Genomic DNA, 16,117 nt, shown 5'->3' with positions numbered 1-16,117 from the left:
TGTATTCGAATTGAGAATCATTGTTAATATTGCGGCCTTCCTGCATTCGCCGCGATTGCCGCCATGTCCAGTCCTCCCAGCAGCCTGAAAGGTTGGCTCGCCCACTACGGCGAGTTGGTGGGTGCGTGGGCCAAGCGCAATTCAAGGCCCAGCGAGGCTGAGGACGCCGCGCAGGATGTGATGGCCGGCTTGCTGAGCGGCGGCAGCCGCAGCGTATCCAACGGCAAATCCTATTTGCGCCGGGCGGCGCAGAATCGGCTGATCAGCGAGATGCGGCGGCAGGCGCGGCATGATGAGGTATCGCTGGAAGCCTGGGCCGCCGATGACCCTGCCCAGTGGCATGACCCGGAGTCCAGCGCTCGCGCTCGCCAGTTGGCTGACGCGCTGGAATGCGCCCTGGCCAGCTTGCCGCTAAAGAAGCGGCAAGCCTATGTGTGGTGCCGGCTCGAAGGCTATTCGCAGCCCGAAGTCGCGGCGCGGATGGGCCTGGCGCTCAATACCGTCGAGCGCTATATCATGGACGCCACGCGAGAAGTCCGCGAACAGCTGAAACACTTCTGCCCGGATTGATCCGCCGCGCAATGACCGACCCCATCGACCCCGACACCCTGACCGATCCCCGCGATGCGGCCGCCTATTGGTTCGCCCGTGTGCATTCGGAACAGATGAGCCAGGCCGAGCGCCTGCAGTTCGAAGCGTGGCGGCGGGCGCATCCCTCGCACGACCTGGAGTTCCGCCGCGCGCGCGGCATCTGGAATGCCAGCGCGCAGTTGGGGGAAGAGCGGTTGCGCGCGCTGACGCAGGAGCCGTTAGCCGCATCCAGCCGCCGCGCGCCGCCGCGGCGTCGCCTGGCGGCAGGACTGGTCCTTGCAGGCGCCGCCGCCGTGGTCGCGGCCGTGGCATTGCCGCGATGGGGCGAGGGCGATCCCGGCTACGCCGCGCAATACGCAACGCAGTTGGGGCAACGCCAGCAGGTGTCTCTGCCCGATGCGTCCATCGTCGACCTGAACACCGCCACGCAATTGTCGGTAGCGCTACTCGCGGACCGCCGGGTGGTGGAGCTGAAAGCGGGAGAGGCGACATTTTCGGTGACGCCGGACGCCAGCCGGCCGTTCTATGTTGAGGCCGGCGGCGTGACCATCCGCGTGACGGGCACGCGCTTCAATGTCCGGCGCGACGCCGATGTTGTGCGCGTGGCCGTGGAATCGGGCACGGTGGCGGTCCAGTCTGGCCATTGGTGGAACCGCAGCCAGGTACTGCTGACGGCGGGCCAGGGCACGCGCACGGCGCAGGATGGACGCTTGTCGCCGTCCGAAAAACTGGACGTGGCGACTCTGCTGGCCTGGCAGCGCGGCCGCGCGGTATTCCGCGACGTGCCGCTGTCCGAAGCCGTTTCCGAAATGAACCGCTACGGTCACGCGCCGATCCGCGTGTCGGGTGATGATGTGGCGGCGATGCGGATTTCGGGCGTGTTCAGCGTCGACAATCCCAAGGCCTTCCTGGATTTGCTGCCCGCGATCGCGCCGGTGCGCGTGCAAAGCGGCGCGGATGGCTCGGCGCTGATCGTGCGCCGCTAGCTTCTCGCGGCCATCTCGCCGGCCCGCCTAATTACGAATAGTTACTATTCAATCGCGTTTCTCCATCAGGGATTTGTCCGCGACAGGCGTCTTGTCTCCCAAGGGCATCGATCCGATGCCGCGGCTGCGCCAGCATCCTCCGTCATGGGCTGACTGGCGCGCCTTGTCTCAAGACCCTTCCAGGAACGCTAGTCTCGTGAACCGTAAACCCTCTGGACCCACATCGCGCCTTGCCGAGCCGACGCGCGGGCTGACCGTGCTGGCCCTGTCCTTGATGCTGGCGCTGGCCATGCCGCAACGTGAGGTCCACGCGCAGGAAGCGCCGCTGGCCGTGAATATCCCCGCGCAGTCGCTGGAAGGCGCCTTGACGCAACTGGCGACGCAGGCATCGCTGGAATTGGCGTACGCGCCCGATACGGTGCGGGGGCTGCAGGCGCCAGCCGTGGCGGGCAATCTGACGCCGGACCAGGCCTTGCGGGCGCTGCTGGCAGGGTCCGGGCTGGCGTTTGAACGATCGGGCAGCAATGTGTCGGTGTCGCGCGTAGGGGACGCCAACAGCGTGGTGATGAACACCATCACCGTCGTAGGCAAGGGCAACTCGATCACCGAGGACACCGGTTCCTACACCACTGGCGCCATGAGCACGGCGACCAAGCTGCCGCTGACCATCCAGGAAACGCCGCAATCCGTCAGCGTGGTCACTCGGCAGAAGCTGGACGACTTCGCCATGCAGACGATCGACGACGTCGCCAACAGCACCACTGGCGTCACGGTCAACCATTGGAGCAATGACCGGTCGCGCTATTTCTCACGCGGCTTCACCATCAATACCTTCCTGATGGACGGCCTGCCCGTGTCGTACGAGACGGACACCTCCACCTACAGCACCACGGCCATATACGACCACGTGGAAGTCGTGCGCGGCCCCACTGGTTTGATGACCGGCATGGGCGACCCTTCCGGCACCATCAACTTTGTGCGCAAGCAGCCGACCGACGCTGCGCAATTCATTGCCACCGCGCGCGCGGGGTCATGGAACAACTTTTCGGGCGAATTCGATGCCAGCGGGCCATTGAACGACAGCGGTGCGGTGCGCGCACGCTTCGTCACGTCGCAGCAGTCGCGGGACTATTTCACCGACGGCTACAGCAGCCGCAGGCAGCTGTACTACGGCGTGGTGGACATCGATCTGACGGCTAACACCGTCCTGACGCTGGGCGGGCATTCCAATCGCGAAGACAACCCTGGCTCCGAATGGATGGGCGTGCCCACCGCCGTGGATGGCACTCCGCTGGATATCCGGCGGTCGCGCCGCTTTTCGCCGTCATGGAGCTATTGGGACAAGAGTGAATACAGCCTGTTCGCCGAGCTGAAGCACACCTTCGCCAACGGCTGGATGGCGCGCGCGGCGGCCCGGGGCGTCAATGGCAAATCGTCGCTGGATGGCGCGTACTTCGTCGCCAGCGACGGCGGCCAGAGCAGCACCGTATATGACGTGATGGGAGGCCGCTATGACTACGACAAGAAGCAGCGCAGCTTCGACTTGTCCGCCCAAGGCCCGATCACGCTGTTCGGCCGCGAGCACGATATTGCAGTGGGCGCGAGCTACCGCAATGACCACTGGCTGGACAACGGCTATAGCTACCTGGATGAGCCGGGCGGCTACCTGATGGTCTCCGGCGTCGACCCCTCCACCTGGGACCCGGATTCCATGCGCCGCCAGGACTTCGCCAAAGACACGATGTGGCGCCGCGACCAACGCTCCGAGTTGACGTCGTTCTATGCCACGGGCCGCTTCCGCCTGGCCGATCCGTTGAGCATGATCCTGGGCGCCCGCATGGATTGGTACGACTTCGACAATAAACAGACCCAGGGCAGCTGGAGCAGTCAGCGCAAGTTTGGCGAAGATGCCCACTTCACGCCCTATGCCGCGCTGATCTATGACCTGAACGACAACCATTCGGTCTACGCCAGCTATTCCAGCATCTTCAAACCGCAGTACTACCTGGACACGTCCGGCACCGTGCTCAAGCCGGTGGAAGGCACCAATTACGAAATCGGCTTGAAGGGCAGCTATCTGGATGAACGCGTCAACGCCGCCATTGCGCTGTTCTCGACCACGCAGACCAACCTGCCGCAAGCCGTCACGGACATTCCCTCGTGCTTCGTGGCCACCAATTGCTACCGCGCCGTTGGCGAGGTGAAAAGCGAGGGGGTGGAGGTCGACATCAACGGCGAATTGCTGCCGCGCCTGAATGTGGGCATCGGCTATTCGTACACCCGGGCCAAGGTCTCAAGCGGCGGCGTGGATGGCGCATCCGGCCAACCTTACGCCAGCTATGTTCCGCAGCACCAGTTCAAGGTGTCGGCGATGTATCACTTGCCAGGAAAATTGGAGCAGTGGCGGGTGGGCGGAGCGGTGCGCGCGCAAAGCAAGATCACGACGCAGTCCTTGACCAGCAGCGCCGGGTATGTGATCAAGCAATCGCCCTACGCGGTGGTCGATCTGGTGGCGGGCTATCGGGTGAACCGCCAGCTGGATTTCCAGCTGAACGTGAACAACCTGTTCGACAAGCGCTATTTCGATACGCTGGCGGGCAACAATGGTGGCAACTACTACGGTACGCCTCGCAGTTTCCTGCTGAGCACGCGCTATCAGTTCTAGATGCGGCGGGGCGCGCGTACGAACACGCGCGCCCTGGGGGTTGCGCCAGCGTTCAGACCGGCCAGCCGTCCTGGCGATAGGCCGAATCCCAGAACATCCATTCCAGCTGCGCGGCGCGCGTGTAGGCCGCGTGCATCTGCGCCAGCGTTTCGGCGGACGCCTTTTCGGCAACGCGGTCGACCGTGGCGATGACCCGCTGCACCAGGGCGTGGAAGTCCTCGCAGGCATAGGCCTCGATCCAGGCCGCATAGGGATTGGGCTGGGCCGCGTGCGCATGGATCTCGCGGCCGATCTCGGCGTAGATCCAGAAGCACGGCAGCAGGGCCGCCAGCGTTACCGGATACGGCGCGCTCCAGGCGGTGGCGATCAGGTAGCTGGTGTAGTGGTGGCAGGCCGGGGTCAGCGGCGTGGCTGCGAAGGTGGCGTCGTCGATGCCGAACTGCTTCAGGAAGCCGGCGTGCAGCGTGCGTTCGGCGACGACCGCGCCTTTGGCCGCATCCGCGAACTGCACCACGCCGTCGGCGTCGTCGGCCTTGGCCGAAGCAATGGCCAGCGCGCGTCCGAAGGCCACCAGATAATGCGCGTCCTGAATCATGTAGTGCTTGAACGCGTTCTCGTCGAGCTGGCCGCTGGCCAGTTCCCGGTTGAACGGCATGTCGCGCGTGGTTTCGTACAGCGCGGCGTTGCGCGCCCAGGCGTCGGAGCTGAAAGACATGGGGTTCCTCAAGGCAGGCTGCCGGCGCGCGACTGCGCGCCGGTCCACAAAGAGGGCTAGGGTATCAAAGACCGCGCGGCAAAAGGCGCCGCGGGCCGAATTACTGCATGTACCAGCCGTGGCTGACCACGAAGGACTGGCCGGTGAAGGCGGCGCTGGGGAAGGTGGCCAGGAACAGGGCGGTCTGCGCCACGTCCTCGACCGTCGTGAATACGCCGTCGACCGTGTCGCCCAGCATGACCTTCTTGACCACGTCCTCTTCGCTGATGCCCAGTTCCTTGGCCTGTTCCGGGATCTGCTTTTCCACCAGCGGCGTGCGCACGAAACCCGGGCAGATGACGTGCGAGCGCACGTTGTGCGCCGCGCCTTCCTTGGCCAGCACGCGCGCCAGGCCCAGCAGGGCGTGCTTGGCGGCCACGTAGGCGGACTTCAGCGGCGAGGCTTCGTGCGAATGGACCGAGCCCATGTAGATGACCACGCCGCCGCGGTCGCCCTTGTACATATGCTTGAGCGCCGCCTTGGTCGTGAGGAATGCGCCGTCCACGTGGATGGCCTGCATCTTCTTCCAGTCCGAGAATGCGAAGTTCTCGATCGGGTTCACGATCTGGATGCCCGCGTTCGAAATCAGGATGTCGATGCTGCCGTAGGCGGCCGCGACGCGGTCGATGCCCTGGTTCACGGCGTCTTCGCTGGTGACGTCCATGGCCACGCCCATGGCCTTGCCGCCGGCCTGTTCGATTTCGCGGGCGACGGCGTCGGCGCCGGCCTGGTTCAGGTCAGCGATGGCGACAGCCGCGCCGGCGCGCGCCAGCGTGAGGGCGATTTCCTTGCCGATGCCGCTGGCGGCGCCGGTGACGACGGCGACTTTTCCATTCAGGTTATGCATGCTGGAACCTCCGGTTGGGATTGCCGGTGGGCCGGGCCGTGCCCTGTCGCCCACGGATGCGGGGAGCATGGCCTGATGGTAGCGCGCCAGGATTAGAGCAGGCTGAACGCGCAAACGGACGCTGGCTCAGGCCTTCTTGCGCTTGCGATGATGGCGGACATAGTCCTGCAGTACGTCGTGCAGCACGACGGCCTGGTTGTGTTCAGTATTACGGGCGCCGTAGAGCAGGGTCAGCGGGCGGTCGCCGGCCGCATCCAGCAAGGCGGCCATGCGGGCCTGCTGCTCGGGTTCCGCCAGTTCGGCCTGGTAACGCTGGCGGAATTCTTCCCAGCGTTCCTCGATGTGGCTGAACCATTTGCACAGTTCCTGGGTGGGCGCGATGTCGCGGGCCCATTCGTCCAGGTGCAGATCCGCCTTGCGCAGCCCGCGCGGCCACATGCGGTCCACCAGCGCCTGGTAGCTGCCTTCCGGGCCCAAGCCCTCGTAGACGCGTTGCACGGCGATGGCGGACGGCTTCATGGCGGCTCCCGGATTGGTTTCGGATCCCGCTACTTTAGCGCCCGCCGTCCGTACTCAGGCCCTGCTCAAGGATTTTCGGCGGTGCCGGCGCGCGTCCCGCAGGCGCGCAGCAGCAGGAAGCCGACCACGGCGGACGCCAGCGAACCCGTCAGCACGCCGATCTTGGTGGCGTCGATGGCGGCCGGATCGGTGAACGCCAGGGCGCCGATGAACAGGCTCATGGTGAAGCCGATGCCGCACAGCAGGGACACACCATATAGCTGCGTGAAGCTGGCGTGGCGCGGCAGGGTGGCGATGCCGCTCTTGATGGCCAGCCAGGCAAAGCCGAACACGCCCAGCTGCTTGCCCAGGAACAGGCCCAGCGCCACGCCCAGGGGTACGGGCTGCGCCAGGCTGCCCAGGCCCATGCCGGCGAACGACACGCCGGCGTTGGCGAAGCCGAAAATCGGCACGATCAGCAGCGCCACCGGCTTGTGCAGCGCGTGCTCCAGCACATGCAGGGGCGAATGCGCGCCGGGATGGCCCTGGTTTTGCGGGCGCAGCGGAATGGTCAGCGCCAGCGCCACGCCGGCCAGCGTGGCATGCACGCCGGACTTCAGGACGAAGTACCACAGCACCGCGCCGATCAGCAGGTAGGGCGTCAGCCGCAGCACGCCGGCGCGGTTCAGGCAGAACAGGCAGGCCAGCAGGGCGCCCGCCATGCTCAGCGCGAACACATTCAGTTCGGCGGTATAGAACAGGGCGATGATGACGATGGCGCCCAGGTCGTCCAGGATGGCCAGCGCCGTCAGGAAGATCTTCAGCGAGGTCGGCACGCGGCTGCCCAGCAGCGCCAGGATGCCCAGCGCGAAGGCGATGTCGGTCGCGGCGGGGATGGCCCAGCCGCGCAGGGTGTCGGGACTGCCGAAGTTGATCAGCACATAGATCAGCGCCGGCAACGCCATGCCGCCCAGGGCGGCGATGCCGGGCAGCACGATGCGGGCGGCGCCGCGTAGCTGGCCGTCCAGGACCTCGCGCTTGATTTCCAGTCCGACCAGCAGGAAGAACACGGCCATCAGGCCGTCGTTGATCCAGTGCAGCACGGTTTCCTTGAGCAGGACCGGACCGACGTGGAAGCCGAGCTTGGTTTCCAGCACGCTGAAATAGGCGGGCGCGGCCGGGCTGTTGGCAACCACCAGCGCGACCAGCGCGGCCAGCATCAGGACATAGCCGCCCAGCGCTTCGGAACGGAGGAACGCTTGCAGGAACGAGACCGGTTTGTGGGGCGGTACGGGCTGTGAATTCATGCAGTACCGGCTTTGCTTACGTTTTGATAAGATGCGCGTTTCATTCCTGAATTTTACCTGAATTGGTATTTCGGGACTCTTCTATTTCGTCGAACGTCTTTCATTTATTTGAAAAAACAGCCAATCAGCGTCGAATTCTTGGCGTTGCTTGCTCGGCGACCGAACCCTTTCGTTGAATCCCGACCAGTATGTGGCTTGCAAGGCCGCCTGGCGACTCTTGCTAGCTAAATGCCACTACGCCCTCTTACGGTATTGACCTATACGCCCGGCAAGCCCGGCGCCGCGAGCCGCCTGGTGGATGTCGGTGACACACTGACCGTGCCCGCGGCTCCCAGTTCGCACGGCATCTACCAAACCCGGCAACTGATTCCCAGCGCACGCCTGCTGGGCTGGGCGCGCGCGGGCGCGCGCTTTGAACTGTCCCGCACTGGCGCGGCCCGCGTCTGGTCCGAAAACCGGCTGCAGGCTTCCGAGTGCCCGCGCGATCACGCCAGCGCGGGTGCGGTGGCGCTGGACCAGGAAGACATTTCTTACCTGGAGGCCTACCTGCTGTCGCAGGGCCGCCGCTGGAGCGACGCGGACACCTCTCAAGGCGGCCATCCCTGATCATGCCGGATCCCAACGAATCGCTCCAGGCCCGGCCCGGCCCCGACGCGCGCCTGCGCATCCTGCATACGGAAGCCGCCACATCGTTCGGCGGCCAGGAGTTCTGCATCTACAAGGAGATGATCGCCATGCGCGAGCGCGGCCATCATCTGGAAGCGGTCTGCCAACCCGACGCGGAACTGGGCAGGCGTTTGCGCGAGGTCGGCTTTACGGTGCATCTCGTTGCCATGGACGGCCCGCTCAATTTCGTGCGTTGCGTCGCCGTCATGCGCCGCCTGTTGCGTGGCGGGCGCTTTGACGTGGTCAATACGCACAGCCGCCGCGATACGGTGTTGGGCGCGATCGCGGCCCGCCTGGCCGGCACGCGGCTCATCGTGCGCACGCGCCATCTGGCCAAGCCCATCAATTCCCTTTACGCCTATACCTGGCTGGCGCATCGCGTCATCGCCGTCAGCCGCTACGTGCGCGGGCAGTTGCTGGACGGGGGCGCGCGGCCGGAGGCCATCGCCACCATCCATTCGCCGGTGGTGCTGCCCCAGGTGCAAAGCGGCGTCTGCGTCAGGCGCGAACTCGGCCTGCCCGAGGACGCGCTGGTGGTCGGTTGCGTGGCCGTGATGCGGGCGGACAAGGGCCATTGCGATCTGATCGACGCCTTCCATCGCATTTCCGCCACGTTCCCGAATGCCCATCTGGTGCTGGTGGGCGAAGGCCAGCCCATGGGCGGGCAGTTGCGGACACAGGCGGAGGCGTTGGGCCTGGCCCAGCGCGTGCATTTCACGGGCCGGCGCGACGACATCGGCAACGTCCTGACTGCCTTCGACGTGTTCGCGCTGCCGACGCTGCGCGAGGCCCTGGGCACGGTATTCATCGAGGCCGCGGCCATGGGGCTGCCGGTGGTGGGCACCAATGTGGGCGGCGTGCCGGAAACCATGCAGGCTGGCGTGACGGGTCTGCTGGTGCCGCCTGCCGATCCGGCGGCATTGGCGGGCGCGCTGGAAAGCCTGTTGGCCGATCCTGCGCTGCGCCGCCGCATGGGCGACGCGGGCCGGGAGCTGATCCGGGGCCAGGGCCAGTTTTCCGCCGAACGCACGGCGGCCCTGGTGGAACAGGCCTATGCCGGCTGGCTGGCGGAACTGCGGGGATCGGCGCGCATCGCCTGAGGCGGGCGGCGGCTCAGTGCCAGAGCAGGGCGTTCATGGCCTCGACCAGCCGGTCGCGGTAGCGCGGCAGCAGCGCCTGCACGCGCGCCTGACGCTCCTGCCATTCCGCGGATTCCGCGCCGGCGGCGACGCGCGGCGGCGCCCAGATCGGATCGGGGAAATGGCGGTCGCCGCGCCAGCGCGGGATCACATGCCAATGCAGGTGCGGCACCATGTTGCCCAGCGAAGCCAGGTTGATCTTGTCGGGTCCCAGGACCGATTGTTGCGCTTCCTCCACCACGTACACGGCCCGCATCAGCAGGTCGCGGCCGTGGGTGGACAGGCTGGTCATTTCGGCCAGGTGGCCGTTCCAGATCACCCGCGTGAAGCCCGGATAGTCGGGGTCGTCCACCTCGATGATGCGTAAGTGCGGGCCACGCCACAGCAGCGTGCCGCCGTCTTCCTGGCATAGCGGACAGTTGGGATCGCGTGCGCTCACGGCATCACCTTGCGGTACTGGATGAAGCCGGAGCGGTCGGCGATGCGGTCGTAGAGCTGGATGGCGGTGGCGTTGGTCTCGTGCGTCAGCCAGTACACGCGCGAGCAGTTGGCGGCGGCGGCCTGCGCGTACACGTGTTCGATCAGCTTGCGGCCGGCGCCGGTGCCGCGCACGTCCGGGTCTACGTACAGGTCTTGCAGATAGCAGTAGTCGCCCGCCGTCCAGGTGGAGCGGTGGAAGATCCAGTGCACCATGCCGACGGCCCGGCCGCTTTCATAGGCCAGCGCCGCGTGCATGGGTTCGGCAGGGTCCAGGAAGCGCGCCCAGGTGTTGCGCGTGACCGCGTCGTCGATGTTGACGCGATAGAAGTCCTGGTAGCCCTTCCAAAGTGGCAGCCAGGCCTCGAAGTCGGCGGCGACGATGGGACGGATTTCTGCGGTACTCATGGCTTGCGGCCTCCAGGCGGGATTCAGAGTTGGTCTTCCATGGCTTCGACGATGTGTCGCAGCACTTGCAATCGAGCGTAGCGCTTGTCGTTGGCCGACACCAGATGCCAGGGCGCGTGCGCGAGGTCGGTACGCGCCAGCATCTCGTTGGCCGCGGCCGCGTAGTCCTTCCATTTGTCGCGGTTGCGCCAGTCGTCGGCCGTGATCTTGAAATTCTTGAAGGGGGAATTCTCGCGTTCCTTGAAGCGCTCCAGCTGCACGTCCGGCGTCACGGCCAGCCAGAACTTCAGCACCAGCGCGCCGCTGGCCGCCAGTTGCCCCTCGAAGTCGTTGATCTCGGCGTAGGCGCGGCGCCAGTTGGCAGGCGCGGTCAGTTTTTCGACGCGCTCGACCAGCACGCGGCCATACCAGGACCGGTCGAAGATGGCGATGCGCCCATGGCGCGGCACGTGACGCCAGAAGCGCCACAGATAGGGCCTGGCCTGTTCCTCGCTGTTGGGCGCGGATACGGGCGTGATGTCGAACTGCCGCGCGTCCAGCGCATGCGTCACACGGCGGATCGCGCCGCCCTTGCCAGCCGCGTCCTGGCCCTCGAATACCAGCACCAGCGAGCGTTCCTGGAATTTCTTTGAGCGCGCCGCCCGCGCCAGCCGGCCTTGCAGCAGGCCCAGTTCGGATTCGTAATCGTCCTTGTCGGTCTTGGCCTCGTAGTCCAGTTCGCCCAGGCGGTCGACGACGCGGGTGGTCCGGGCATGCGCCACGAAGGCGGGCGGGATGCGCGGCACGCCGCGCTGGCGCATGGCGGCCAGCACCGCTTCGGCGGTGCGCGCGGCGCGGATGTCCTCGTCCGCGCTGGGGATCACGACCCAGGGCGCGTGGCCGCTGTCCGTGCGGTTCAGCACCACCTGGCCGGCGTTGCGGATGCGGTCGTACTTCTTGTAGACCTTCAGGTCGATCGGGCTGACCTGCCAGGAGGTTTCGGGGCTGGCCAGCAGGCGTTCGGCGCGGGCCTTCTGCGCCTTGGCCGACAAATGGAACCAGAGCTTGACGATCTGCACGCCTTCGGCGGCGAGCATGGCCTCGAAGTGGCGGATGGCCGCGGCTTGCGCCTCGATGCTGTTCTGGTCAGGCTTCTTGCGCGTGGCCTCGAACAGCAGCGGCGCGTACCAGGATCCGAAGACGATGCCGGTGCTGCCTTTGGGCGGCAGGTCGTTCCAATAGCGCCAGAATGGCGGACGCTGCAGCGCGGCGCCTTCACGCGGCCCGTAGGCCAGCGTCTTGATGTGGCGCGGATCCATCCACTCGTTCAGCAGGTTGACGGTGGCGCCCTTGCCGGCGCCGTCTATGCCCGCGATCACGATCAGCAGCGTCTTGTCGGCCTTCTGCAGGCGCTGGTACTGCGCGTTCAGCAAGGCGACGCGCAGCTTCGCCTCCAGCGGCTTGAATTCTTCCTTGGATAGGCTGGGGTCGGCTTCGGCTTCTGCAAACATGGGGGATCCGTCTGATCGGCAATTCTGCGATCGGACGATCTTGCGGGATAAGCCCGGGGCGCGCAAGCCCGGATCGCGGTGCCCGCCGCCGCTGTCAGAGCGCGTCGACGGGTATTTTCAGATAGCGCACGCCGTTGTCTTCGGGCGGCGGGAAGTGGCCGGCGCGGATGTTCACCTGGATGGCGGGCAGGATGAGGGTGGGCATGGAAAGCGTGGCATCACGCCGCGTGCGCATGGCCACGAATTCATCTTCGCTGACGCCATCGCGCACGTGGATGTTGGCGCGGCGCTGTTCGGCCACCGTGCTCTGCCAGGAGGCGTCGCGTCCGGCGGGCGGGTAGTCGTGGCACATGTGCAGCCGCGTCCCGGCGGGCAGGCTCAGCAGCCGCTGGATGGAACGGTAGAGCTGATGGGCGTCGCCGCCGGGGAAGTCGCAGCGCGCCGTGCCCACGTCCGGCATGAACAGCGTGTCGCCGACGAAAGCGGCGTCGCCGATCAGGTAGGCCATGTCGGCCGGGGTGTGGCCGGGCACGTGGATGGCCTGCGCCGTCAGCGCGCCGATGCGGAAGGTTTCGCCGTCGGCGAACAGATGGCCGAACTGCGAGCCGTCCAGCTGGAACTCCGGTTCCAGGTTGAAGATCTTCTTGAACACGCCCTGCACGGTCTGGATGCTCTGGCCGATGGCGATGACGCCGCCGAGCTGCCGCTGCAGATAGGGCGCCGCCGACAGGTGGTCGGCATGCGCGTGGGTTTCCAGCAGCCATTCGGTCTTCAGGCCGTGCTGGCGCACGTAGTCGGCCACCCGGTCGGCGCTGGCGGTGCTGCAGCGTCCGGACTTGGGGTCGTAGTCCAGCACCGAGTCGATGATGGCGCAGGCGCCGCCCGGCGCGGGCTCATGCACGACGTAGGTGACGGTGGCGGTGACGGGATCGAAAAAGGCCTGGATCTGGGGAGACATGAACGCTCGCATCGCAGCGAGTCGCTGCACGATGAAACACTATATGTATTTCAATAATATTGTTGAATATTATATTGGCAAATATAATGATCAAACTCCCTCACGCCGATTGATACGTATCAAATGAATGAAGCCCTGACCGAGTGCGAAGTCGCCGTCTTGCGCGAATCCGCCTCCCAGGCCTGCGCGCTGCTCAAGGCGCTGGCCAACGAAGACCGCTTGCTGCTGCTGTGCCAGCTGGTCCAGAACGAACGCAACGTGAGCGAACTCGAATCGCTGACTGGCATCCATCAGCCCACGCTGTCCCAGCAATTGGGCGTGCTGCGCGATGAAGGACTGGTCGCAACGCGGCGCGAGGGCAAGTACGTCTACTACCAGATGGCCAGTTTCGAGGTCAGCCAGGTCATGAAGACACTATCGAGTTTGTACTGCGGCCGCGCCATGGAGTCACTCAAGTGAGCCTGGACTGGTCCGCCTTCACTCCCTGGTCCGCGGGCGCGGGCGGCCTGCTCATCGGCGCGGCTGCCGTGCTGTTGATGGCGGGCGCGGGCCGCATCGCGGGCATCAGCGGGGTTGTGGGCGGCCTGCTTCAGGGCGAACGCGACGGCATGTGGCGGCTGGCCTTTCTAATCGGCCTGCTGGTTTCGCCCTGGCTGTACCGCCTGGGCAGCGCCTTGCCGCCTGTGGTGGTGGAGGCCAGCACCACGCGCCTGATCGTGGCGGGCTTGCTGGTCGGCATCGGCACGCGCTACGCCTCGGGCTGCACCAGCGGCCACGGCGTCTGCGGTGTGTCGCGCGGATCGCGCCGCTCGCTGACCGCTACCGCCTTGTTCATGGGCGCGGGCTTTGCCGTGGTCTACGTCATCCGTCATCTGGGAGCGCTCTGACATGGTCGCGCTGATCGCCTTCGCATCGGGCCTGGTGTTCGGCCTGGGCCTCATCATTTCCGGCATGGCCAATCCGGCCAAGGTGCTGGGCTTCCTTGACCTCGCCGGCGCCTGGGATCCGTCGCTGGCTTTCGTGATGGGCGGCGCCGTGCTGGTGACCGCGGCGGGCTTCGCACTCTTGCGCCGCCGCCGCGCCAGCCTGTCGGGCGAACCCATGCGTTGGCCCACGGCCACCCGGGTGGACTTGCGCCTGGCCGTCGGCAGCGTGGCGTTTGGTGCGGGCTGGGGGCTGGCCGGTTTCTGCCCGGGACCGGCACTGGTGGCCGCGGCGGCCGGCGTGACCGAGGCGTTGATTTTCGTGGCCGCCATGGTGGTAGGCATGGCGATATTTTCAGTCCTGGAAAAATTCAAAAGCCGGTAAACCGGCGAGGAGACAAGCATGCCGACAGCAGAGGCGCAGCGCGATTTCGATGTGGTGGTGGTGGGTGGCGGATCGGCGGGCATAGGCGTCACCGCCAGCCTGCTGCGCCGCCGTCCGGACCTGCGCATCGGCGTCATCGAGCCTAGCGACAAGCACTACTACCAGCCGGCCTGGACGCTGGTGGGCGGCGGCGCCTTCGACGTCGCCAAGACCGTGCGCCCAACCGACGCCGTCATGCCCAAACGCGCCACCTGGCTGCGGGCCGCCGCCGCAGGCTTCGAGCCCGAAGCCAACCGCGTGCGGCTGGCGGACGGCAGCGCCGTGAGCTACCAGCAATTGATCGTCTGCCCCGGCCTGCGCCTGGCGTGGGACAAGGTCGAGGGCCTGGCCGATACGCTGGGCAAGAACGGCGTCAGTTCCAACTACCGCTACGACCTGGCGCCCTATACCTGGGAACTGGTGCGCGGACTGAAGGGCGGGCAGGCGCTGTTCACGCAGCCGGCCATGCCCATCAAATGCGCCGGCGCGCCGCAGAAAGCCATGTACCTGGCCTGCGATCACTGGAAGCGCACAGGCGTGCTGGACCGCATCGACGTAGAGTTCGACCTGGCGGGCGCGGCGCTGTTCGGCGTGCCGACCTTTGTGCCGCCGCTGATGCGCTACGTGGAAAGCTACGGCATCGCGCTGGCCTTCAATTCAGCGCTGGTGGCGGTGGACGGCGCGGCGCGCAAGGCCTGGTTCGACCTCAAGAACGCTGACGGCGCGGTGACGCGCGTGGAGAAGTCCTTCGACATGCTGCACGCGGTGCCGCCCCAGGTCCCGCACGACTTCCTGAAAAACAGCCCGCTGGCGGATGCCGCCGGCTGGTGCGAAGTGGATCCCGCCACGCTTTTGCACGTGCGCCATGGCAACGTGTTCGGGCTGGGCGACGGTATCTGCACCAGCAATGCCAAGACTGCCGCGGCCGCGCGCAAGCAGATCGTGACAGTGGCCGAGAACCTGCTGGCGCTGCGCGAAGGCCACGCCATGCCGGTCAAGTACGACGGCTACGGCTCCTGCCCGCTGACGGTGGAGCGCGGCCGCATCGTGCTGGCCGAGTTCGGCTATGGCGGCAAGCTGTTGCCGACCTTCCCGCTGGATCCGACCGTGCCGCGCAAAAGCGCCTGGTTCCTCAAGGCGACCTTGCTGCCCTGGATCTACTGGAATGGCATGCTCAAGGGCCGTGAATGGCTGGCCCGCCCGCTGGGCAACTGAGCGCCGCCATGATCGATACGGTGTTGGCCGTCAGCGCGGCGCTGGGGGCGTGCGTGGGCCTGATACTCGGGCTGACCGGCGCCGGCGGCGCCATCATGGCGGTGCCGCTGCTGGTCTTCGGCCTGCACTTGCAGGTCTCGCAGGCCGCGCCCATCGCCTTGCTGGCAGTGGGCCTGTCCGCCGCGCTGGGCGCGGTGCTGGGCTTGCGCAAGGGCCAGGTCCGCTATCGCGCGGCGGGCTTCATGGCCGTCACCGGCATACTGGTTTCGCCGCTGGGCCTGTGGGCGGCGCGGCGCCTGCCCAATGCGCCGCTGGCCATCATCTTCGCCGGCGTGCTGGGCATGGTGGCGTGGCGCATGTGGAACCAGGGCGCCAAGCCCGCGACGGCGGTCCATGCCGCGCCGCGCACCCCGCCCTGCCAGCTCAACGCCAGTACCGGCAGGCTGCGCTGGACCGCGCCCTGCGCGCGCGCCTTGACGGGCGCGGGCCTGGTCGCGGGCTTTCTGTCCGGTTTGCTGGGTGTGGGCGGCGGCTTCGTCATCGTGCCCGCGTTGCGCCGCGCCACGGACCTGACCATGCAGGCCATTGTCGGCACCTCACTGGCGGTGATCGCGCTGGTGTCCGCCAGCGGCGTCGTGGCCGCCGCGGCGGGCGGGCATCTGGGGTTGGGCCTCGCGGCGCCGCTCACGGCGGCGGGCGGCTCCTTTTTACAACTCCCCGGCCCCCGGGCAAAGGGCACCACCTCCCGTTCCGCCCTTTTCCTTGTAAA

General features: G+C 66.6%; 18 protein-coding genes. 10 read left to right on the top strand and 8 right to left on the bottom strand.

The window, feature by feature from the left end; translation table 11 throughout:
- The first annotated feature begins 63 nt into the window (after window positions 1-63).
- The 3 genes from AC6LKD_RS15910 (at window position 64) to AC6LKD_RS15900 (ending at window position 4,242) form a co-directional block, all read left to right on the top strand.
- Entirely contained in the window at window positions 64-570 is a 507-nt protein-coding gene (locus AC6LKD_RS15910; RefSeq protein WP_013396795.1) for an RNA polymerase sigma factor, read from the top strand.
- An 11-nt stretch (window positions 571-581) separates the two neighbouring features.
- Window positions 582-1,577: a FecR family protein gene (locus tag AC6LKD_RS15905; protein ID WP_498116757.1), complete on the top strand. Its 996-nt coding sequence runs from the start codon at window positions 582-584 to the stop codon at window positions 1,575-1,577.
- A 196-nt stretch (window positions 1,578-1,773) separates the two neighbouring features.
- Window positions 1,774-4,242, top strand: coding sequence for a TonB-dependent siderophore receptor (locus AC6LKD_RS15900; RefSeq protein ID WP_498116756.1), 2,469 nt, complete (start codon window positions 1,774-1,776; stop codon window positions 4,240-4,242).
- A 52-nt stretch (window positions 4,243-4,294) separates the two neighbouring features.
- Here the strand turns inward: AC6LKD_RS15900 and tenA are convergent, their stop codons facing one another.
- From tenA to nhaA, 4 genes are all read right to left on the bottom strand, one after another.
- On the bottom strand, window positions 4,295-4,957 hold the full coding sequence (tenA, locus tag AC6LKD_RS15895) for a thiaminase II (RefSeq protein ID WP_498116755.1): 663 nt from the start codon (window positions 4,955-4,957) through the stop codon (window positions 4,295-4,297).
- A gap of 100 nt (window positions 4,958-5,057) precedes the next feature.
- Window positions 5,058-5,843, bottom strand: coding sequence for a 3-hydroxybutyrate dehydrogenase (locus AC6LKD_RS15890; RefSeq protein WP_498116754.1), 786 nt, complete (start codon window positions 5,841-5,843; stop codon window positions 5,058-5,060).
- A gap of 126 nt (window positions 5,844-5,969) precedes the next feature.
- Complete coding sequence (locus AC6LKD_RS15885) at window positions 5,970-6,362, bottom strand: DUF488 domain-containing protein (protein ID WP_498116753.1); 393 nt, start codon at window positions 6,360-6,362, stop codon at window positions 5,970-5,972.
- A gap of 65 nt (window positions 6,363-6,427) precedes the next feature.
- On the bottom strand, window positions 6,428-7,648 hold the full coding sequence (gene nhaA, locus AC6LKD_RS15880; RefSeq protein ID WP_041654507.1) for a Na+/H+ antiporter NhaA: 1,221 nt from the start codon (window positions 7,646-7,648) through the stop codon (window positions 6,428-6,430).
- A 228-nt stretch (window positions 7,649-7,876) separates the two neighbouring features.
- On the opposite strand from nhaA, the gene AC6LKD_RS15875 reads away from it, so the two are divergent.
- The gene (locus tag AC6LKD_RS15875) at window positions 7,877-8,254 is read left to right on the top strand and encodes a hypothetical protein (protein ID WP_013396788.1); all 378 of its coding nucleotides are present in this window, start codon (window positions 7,877-7,879) and stop codon (window positions 8,252-8,254) included.
- A gap of 2 nt (window positions 8,255-8,256) precedes the next feature.
- The gene (locus tag AC6LKD_RS15870) at window positions 8,257-9,414 is read left to right on the top strand and encodes a glycosyltransferase (protein ID WP_013396787.1); all 1,158 of its coding nucleotides are present in this window, start codon (window positions 8,257-8,259) and stop codon (window positions 9,412-9,414) included.
- 13 nt (window positions 9,415-9,427) lie between these two features.
- Here the strand turns inward: AC6LKD_RS15870 and AC6LKD_RS15865 are convergent, their stop codons facing one another.
- The 4 genes from AC6LKD_RS15865 to AC6LKD_RS15850 all read right to left on the bottom strand — a co-directional run bounded on the left by AC6LKD_RS15865 (window position 9,428) and on the right by AC6LKD_RS15850 (window position 12,786).
- Window positions 9,428-9,892 (bottom strand): HIT family protein, encoded by a 465-nt coding sequence (locus AC6LKD_RS15865; protein ID WP_492273937.1) that lies wholly within the window; start codon window positions 9,890-9,892, stop codon window positions 9,428-9,430.
- Complete coding sequence (locus AC6LKD_RS15860; protein ID WP_492273938.1) at window positions 9,889-10,338, bottom strand: GNAT family N-acetyltransferase; 450 nt, start codon at window positions 10,336-10,338, stop codon at window positions 9,889-9,891. The genes AC6LKD_RS15865 and AC6LKD_RS15860 overlap by 4 nt, the downstream gene beginning before the upstream one ends.
- A 23-nt stretch (window positions 10,339-10,361) precedes the next feature.
- Window positions 10,362-11,828: a polyphosphate:AMP phosphotransferase gene (pap, locus tag AC6LKD_RS15855; RefSeq protein ID WP_013396784.1), complete on the bottom strand. Its 1,467-nt coding sequence runs from the start codon at window positions 11,826-11,828 to the stop codon at window positions 10,362-10,364.
- Window positions 11,829-11,922: 94 nt separating this feature from the next.
- Window positions 11,923-12,786, bottom strand: a complete 864-nt coding sequence (locus tag AC6LKD_RS15850) for an MBL fold metallo-hydrolase (RefSeq protein ID WP_041654502.1) — start codon at window positions 12,784-12,786, stop codon at window positions 11,923-11,925.
- A 123-nt stretch (window positions 12,787-12,909) separates the two neighbouring features.
- Here AC6LKD_RS15850 and AC6LKD_RS15845 point away from each other — a divergent pair, with 123 nt between their 5' ends.
- From AC6LKD_RS15845 to AC6LKD_RS15825, 5 genes are all read left to right on the top strand, one after another.
- Window positions 12,910-13,245: an ArsR/SmtB family transcription factor gene (locus AC6LKD_RS15845; protein WP_013396782.1), complete on the top strand. Its 336-nt coding sequence runs from the start codon at window positions 12,910-12,912 to the stop codon at window positions 13,243-13,245.
- A complete protein-coding gene (locus tag AC6LKD_RS15840; protein ID WP_013396781.1) occupies window positions 13,242-13,673 on the top strand; it encodes a YeeE/YedE family protein in 432 nt (143 codons plus the stop codon). Before AC6LKD_RS15845 ends, AC6LKD_RS15840 begins: the two co-directional genes overlap by 4 nt.
- A 1-nt stretch (window position 13,674) precedes the next feature.
- Window positions 13,675-14,094, top strand: a complete 420-nt coding sequence (locus AC6LKD_RS15835; RefSeq protein ID WP_498116752.1) for a DUF6691 family protein — start codon at window positions 13,675-13,677, stop codon at window positions 14,092-14,094.
- A gap of 18 nt (window positions 14,095-14,112) precedes the next feature.
- Window positions 14,113-15,348 carry an NAD(P)/FAD-dependent oxidoreductase gene (locus AC6LKD_RS15830; RefSeq protein ID WP_013396779.1) on the top strand — a complete coding sequence of 412 codons (1,236 nt, stop codon included), beginning with the start codon at window positions 14,113-14,115 and terminating at the stop codon, window positions 15,346-15,348.
- 8 nt (window positions 15,349-15,356) lie between these two features.
- Window positions 15,357-16,117, top strand: a 761-nt coding sequence (locus tag AC6LKD_RS15825; protein WP_498116779.1) for a sulfite exporter TauE/SafE family protein, incomplete at its 3' end; no start/stop codon positions are given.

The sequence above is a fragment of the Achromobacter sp. D7-1 genome, from assembly GCF_059760445.1.
Note: the sequence above shows the minus strand (reverse complement) of the source record. Positions and strands in the feature narration are given on the sequence as shown.